Consider the following 4,281-nt stretch of genomic DNA (forward strand, 5'->3'; position numbering starts at 1 on the left):
CCCGCGCGGGCGCGCGCACCCGCCGGCGGCGCGTGCCGTCGCGGATGCCTTGAAGCTGGCGAGGAATGATTCCATGAGCCTGCGCGCCTGCGTGTCGTGTGGTGTTAGTCCGCCGGCGGCATGCGCCGGCGCAATGGATTCGGATCGAGGCCGCAAGCATAGCCCGCGCGGGCGTTCGCGTCAGCCCCCGGGAATGCGCGGCGGCGCGAACGCGACTACGCCAGGCCGCCGCGGCGCGCCACCAGCGCGGCCATGACCGGATCGCCGCTTTCCTGCAGCCCCTGCGCCACGCCGCGGCGGTCGGCCGCCGGGCGGTTCTGGCTGACTTTCCACTTGCCTTCGATGCGCTCGATGGGAATTTCCACGCCCACGATGGCCCGCATCATGGCGTCCAGGAAATCGGCCGGCGCCTCGTCCACGCGCCAGGGCTGCGCACGGGCGCGCTCCTGCGCATCGGTCAGCGCTTCGAGATGCGAGCGCAGCCAGGCCGGGTCGTCGCGCAGCCGCGCGCGCCCCCACGCATGCACGGCCACGAAATTCCAGGTGGGCACCACCTTGTGCGTTGCGGCCTTGGAGGCGTACCAGGACGGCGTCACGTAGGCCTGCGGGCCATGGAACACCAGCAGGCATTCGGCGCCCGAGGCCAGCTCGGCCACCTGCGGATTCGCGCGCGCCATGTGCAGGCCGAGCACGCCCCGCCCCTCGTCCGCGCGCAGCAGACAGGGAATGTGATTGGCCATGAGACCGCCCGCGGCGGCGGTGGTCAGAACGGCGAGCGGATGGGCGCGGATGAATTCGTGCTGGACTTCCAGCGCATCTTCTCGAAAGGCGGACGGCAGGTACATGTGAGCGGATCAGCTGAGGGAAAGCCTCCACCATACTGCCATGCTGGCCCGATCAGAAGATCCATGTATCACACATTTCATGGAGCCACGAGATGCGCGCGAAACAACCGCGGCCGCGCCACACCGCCGCGCGCCGCGCAACCGCCCGCGCCGGCCACGCCCAGGCCTTTGTGTACATTGACGCCAACCCTGACTTACCTGCGGCGCTCGGCGGGTGTTACTGTTCCGCCTAAGCAAGGAGTACATGCAATGGATCAGAAGACCAAGCCCTGGGCCTTTCCCAAGGCGCACCCCGAGAACACCCCGCGCGGCGAGCGCAACCGCCAGGAATTCGACACGCAGGACACCGGCAAGCGGGCGGGCGATGCGCAGCAAGCGCACGCTACGGGGTCGCCCGCCGCGGGGCGCCCGCCGCGGGATCGCCTGCCGCAGGATCGCCTGCCGCAGGATCGCCCGCCGCAGGTTCGCCGGCTTCCGCCGGCAAGAAGCGCGCACGCAAGACGGCCGCCAAGACGGCGGCCGCGGTCGGGCGCACGCTTCATGATGCAGGGCCGGCCGCCGCGTCCGGCCATCGAGCCGCCTGCGGCCTGCGCCTTTTTCCGCGCCCCCTGAAGCCCCGCGCCTGCCCGCGCGGACGCGCTTTTCTCCTTCTTTCTTCGCCTGCGCCGGGCCATGCCGCCCGGCCGAACACTTGCGCCTGCCGCGCAGGCTCCGGCGCGGCCGCCTTGCAGGCCGCCCGGATGTAGACGCCCGAGCGCGGGCCGCCCGAACGCAGGCCGCCCGAACGCAGGCCGATCGAATGTGAATCGCCCGGACATGGGCCGACCGGGCGTGGGCCGACCGGGCGTGGGCGAGCGCCCGTCCGGCAAACTCCCTTCCAGCCGGCACAAAACATGTAAAAGAACGTTATTACCCAGAATTTTGGAATAATGCTTCCAAGAAAACCGGGTTTATCCTAGGTCAGAGACGGCGCACAATTCAGTCATCGGGAAACAAACAGCGAACCAAACAGCAACACATCCGGTTCGCGCCCAGATACAGACAACAGAGGAAATCATCATGAAAACCCTAGCCAGCGCCGCCCTGATCTCTCTTGCCGCCCTGAGCGCCAGCGCCTTCGCGTCGTCCAACGTCGAGCCGAACAACATCCCCTTCCAGGGCGTGTACGGCCAAGTCGAACCCGGCACCCCCAGCCGCGCCCAGGTCGTGCAGGAACTGCAGCAAGCCAAGGCCAATGGCCAATACACCTTCGGCGAACTCGACTACCCGCCCGCGCAAGCCCAGACCACCTCGCTGACCCGCGAACAAGTGCGCGAGGAACTGGCCAAGGCCAAGGCCAATGGCGAGTACACCTTCGGCGAACTCGACTACCCGCCCCACAACTGAGCGGCAGTCCGTACCGGTTGCAATACGCCGCGGCAGCAGCAAGCCGCGGCGGCAGTACCCGCAGTCGCAGTACCCCGTTGTTGAAGCACTTGCAGTAGTACCTGTAGTTGAAGCAGTTGCAGTTGAAGTTCTTGCAGTAGAAGTATCAGCAGTTCGCAGTCCCCGCCGCAGCAATGCCTGCGGCAGCATTCCCCGCAGTACGCAGAACGCCGGCGCGAGCCGGCGTTCTGTCGTTGCGCGGCCGCCGCCCGCTCAATGGCGGATCTCGGCCAGGAATTTCTGCGCCCGCGCGCTCTCCGCCCGGACAAAGAACGTCTCCGGCGGCGCGGTTTCCACGATGCGGCCACCGTCCATGAACCACACGGTGTCGGCCACTTCGCGCGCGAAACCCATTTCGCGCCCCGCCCTCACCCCGCCCGCATCTCCAGCGGCGTGCGCTGCAGGAAGCGCTCGAAGGCGGCCAGGAATGCCTGTTCGGCGGCGGTGAGCCGGCGCTGGCGGTGCCAGGCGAGGAACACGTCGATCTCGGCCACGGTATGGGTGGGCAACAGGCGCCGCACGTCGCCGGCCAGCAGGTCGTCGCGGATGAGATGCTCGGGCAGGCAGCTCAGGCCCAGGCCGGCGATGACCATGCGGCGGATTTCCTCCACGTAGGGCGAGGTGCCCACGATGCGGCCGGTGAATCCCTGCTGGTCGCGGAAGATGGTGAGGGGCGACAGCGTATCGCCGAGCTGATCGCTGGCGAAGCATACGAAGTTCTGGTCCAGCAGGTCTTCGACCCGCACATTGCGGCGCGAGAACAGCGGATGATGGCGCCCGCAGACCAGCACGTAGCGGTGGCGCAGAAAGAGGCGCCGCTCCAGGCTGTCGATGGCCTTGCGGCACAGGCACAGGCCGAGCCCGGGCACGCGCTTGCTCAGCGCGTCGAGGATGGCGGCGCTCTGCATTACGTCGACGTAGAACTCGACCTTGGGATAGCGGCGGTGGAACTGCGAGAGAAAGTCGTCGTAGGCCGCGCTCTGGATCTTGCTCATCACCAGCAGGCGCAGCGTGCCTGCGACCTCGTCTTCCTCGCGCGCGGCGGCCTCGTCGATGCGCGCCACCATGCCGTACATCTCGCGCGCCAGGCGGTAGATTTCCTCGCCCAGGCCGGTGAGGCGGAATTCGCCGCTGCGCCGGTGCAGCAGCACGCCGCCCACGGCGTCTTCCAGGCGCTTGAGCGCCTGGCTCACGGCCGGCTGGCTGAGGTGCAGCGCCTCGGCCGCGCGGCTCACGCCGCGTTCCTGGACCACGAACATGAAAGTGCGCAGCAGGTTCCAGTCCAGGCGCTCGGGAGCGAGCGGATGCGGCGGCTTCTTGGCGGCGGACGGGTTCGGCATGGCGTGGAAAACGGAAACGGCGGCCGCAGCCGCCGGGAGGGAAAAACGGCCCGAACCGCGGGCGCCGCGGGCCGGGATCAGGCCGTGGCGCGGGCCAGCCCCGAGAAAAAGCGCTCGGCGTTGTCTTCGAGGCCTTCGATATAGTAGCCGCCTTCCTGCACGATGAGGGTCGGCAGGCCGAGGCCGCCGACCGCGCGGCCCAGGCGCTCGAAGCCCTGGGAGCTGACCGCCACCATGGCCTGGGGGTCTTTTTCGAACACGTCGAAGCCCAGCGACAGCACGAGGGCGTCGGGCTGGAACAGCGCGATGGCGCGACGCGCCTGGTCCAGGCGCTCGAAGAACACCGATTCCGGCGATCCGTGCGGCATGGGCAGGTTGACGTTGAAGCCGTAGCCCTCGCCCGCGCCGCGCTCGTCCTCGAAGCCCGCGACCACCGGGTAGAAATTCTCCGGGTCGCCGTGGATGGAAACGTAGAGCACGTCGCTGCGCTCGTAGAAGATCTCCTGGATGCCCTGGCCGTGGTGCATGTCGGTGTCCAGGATGGCGACGCGCGGGTACTTGCGCGTCAGCATCTGCGCCGCGATGGCGGCGTTGTTGAGGTAGCAGAAGCCGCCGGCCGCGTCGCGCCGCGCGTGATGGCCGGGCGGGCGGCACAGGGCGTAGGCCTGGCG

At 68.5% G+C, this 4,281-nt stretch carries 5 protein-coding genes and 1 pseudogene; 2 read left to right on the forward strand and 4 right to left on the reverse strand.

The genetic code is table 11. The annotated features are described in order from the left end of the window. Positions 1-215: 215 nt before the first annotated feature. Complete coding sequence (locus tag AD428_RS17435) at positions 216-845, reverse strand: FMN-binding negative transcriptional regulator (protein ID WP_053246016.1); 630 nt, start codon at positions 843-845, stop codon at positions 216-218. Positions 846-1,094: 249 nt separating this feature from the next. On the opposite strand from AD428_RS17435, the gene AD428_RS17440 reads away from it, so the two are divergent. After that, positions 1,095-1,457 (forward strand): hypothetical protein, encoded by a 363-nt coding sequence (locus tag AD428_RS17440; protein ID WP_053246017.1) that lies wholly within the window; start codon positions 1,095-1,097, stop codon positions 1,455-1,457. Between the two features lie 447 nt (positions 1,458-1,904). Beyond that, entirely contained in the window at positions 1,905-2,231 is a 327-nt protein-coding gene (locus AD428_RS17445; RefSeq protein WP_053246018.1) for a DUF4148 domain-containing protein, read from the forward strand. 252 nt (positions 2,232-2,483) lie between these two features. Here AD428_RS17445 and AD428_RS25310 read toward each other — a convergent pair. The 3 genes and pseudogenes from AD428_RS25310 to AD428_RS17455 form a co-directional block, all read right to left on the reverse strand. After that, a pseudogene (locus AD428_RS25310) lies at positions 2,484-2,627 on the reverse strand (amino acid ABC transporter ATP-binding protein); the annotation flags it as partial. Between the two features lie 11 nt (positions 2,628-2,638). Next, a complete protein-coding gene (locus tag AD428_RS17450) occupies positions 2,639-3,610 on the reverse strand; it encodes a LysR family transcriptional regulator (protein WP_053246019.1) in 972 nt (323 codons plus the stop codon). Between the two features lie 77 nt (positions 3,611-3,687). Beyond that, on the reverse strand, positions 3,688-4,281 hold a 594-nt coding region (locus AD428_RS17455), incomplete at its 5' end, for a histone deacetylase family protein (protein WP_160318597.1).

Source organism: Achromobacter sp. DMS1 (assembly GCF_001270295.1).